2 protein-coding genes are annotated in these 1,188 nt (G+C 32.3%); one reads left to right on the forward strand and one right to left on the reverse strand.

From position 1 onward, the window contains the following. The first annotated feature begins 315 nt into the window (after positions 1-315). The gene (locus AC1DTM_RS27445; RefSeq protein WP_002110388.1) at positions 316-519 is read left to right on the forward strand and encodes a hypothetical protein; all 204 of its coding nucleotides are present in this window, start codon (positions 316-318) and stop codon (positions 517-519) included. Positions 520-571: 52 nt separating this feature from the next. On the opposite strand, the gene AC1DTM_RS27450 is transcribed toward AC1DTM_RS27445, so the two are convergent. Next, the coding region (locus tag AC1DTM_RS27450) for a DegV family protein (protein ID WP_477001372.1) at positions 572-1,188 on the reverse strand (617 nt) is incomplete at its 5' end.

Below are 1,188 nucleotides of genomic sequence, written 5' to 3' on the forward strand. Positions count from 1 at the left end.
TTTCTATACTTCTTGTTAAATTAAATGGTAAAAAATCGATTTTTCCGGCTATTTTTTTTATACAATTTTACTACTTGTTATTAACAAAGACGGCGCCATATACTTGAATTACGATAAACTTAATGAAAAGGATTTAACTACATGTAAACTATCATTCTTAAAATAGATCGAATGGTTAATTACATTTACCTAGTACATGGAAGACATCTATTGTAAATGAAAATAAATTAAATGAGCTCAATAGATGAATTATCAATATCACATCCTAGAAATTAGTTTGTCGAATTATTTAGTAAATATGAAAGGATGACAAATATGATTGTAAAAACAAAAAAAGATTCAACACGAAAAATAGCAAGATATGTTGGAGGCGCCGCTACTCTTTTATTGCTAGCATCCTTCCTTTATCAGTGGAACAATGGTTTAGTAGTTGATGATACTGAAATATTTAGTTTCATACTAGCCTTCACTTGTTTCCTTTATACCTTCTTACCTATAAAACAAAGCACTAATAAATAGTAAATTCTATATTTTATTTAAAGAAAAAAGGATTGATCAAAAGATCAATCCTTTACTCTACTTCATTTAAGAAGAACAATGTTAACGCACCTGGTCCTGTATGCGCTCCGATTGCTGCACCAATTGTATTTACAATAAATACTTCACAGCCGAATCTTTCAGTAATTAATGCTTTTAATGCTTCAGCTGTTTCTAAGTCGTCACCGTGAGTCATACCGATTGTTTGACCTTTAAGGTCTTTGCCACGCTCTTCCATAATATCAACAATGCGGCTTAATACTTTCTTTTTCCCTCTTACCTTTTCAAGTGGTACAAGTTTTCCTTCATCCACATTTAGAATTGGCTTAATGTTTAATAAACCACCGATAAAACCGGCCACTTTACTTAAACGTCCACCTCTAACAAGGTACTGTAAGTCAGCTACAGTGAAGATATGTTCCATATGCTCCATTAGAAAAGCGACACGGTTTAAGATTTCTTCTTTTGACGCACCCTCTTTTGCCATTTTGGCAGCTTCTAATACGACAATACCTTGACCGAGTGAGGCACATTTTGTATCGATAATTTCTAAATCTAAATCAGTGTATGTTTCTTTCACTTCTTTTTTAATGAGAACTGACGATTGATATGTACCAGACAATTCAGATGAAAAGGCTAAATATATACAAG

The sequence above is a fragment of the Bacillus sp. P4_D3 genome (assembly GCF_056401855.1).

Coding starts and splice junctions, on each gene's coding strand:
- AC1DTM_RS27445 (WP_002110388.1), top strand. CDS start 316: ATGATTGTAAAAACAAAAAAAGATTCAACACGAAAAATAGCAAGATAT.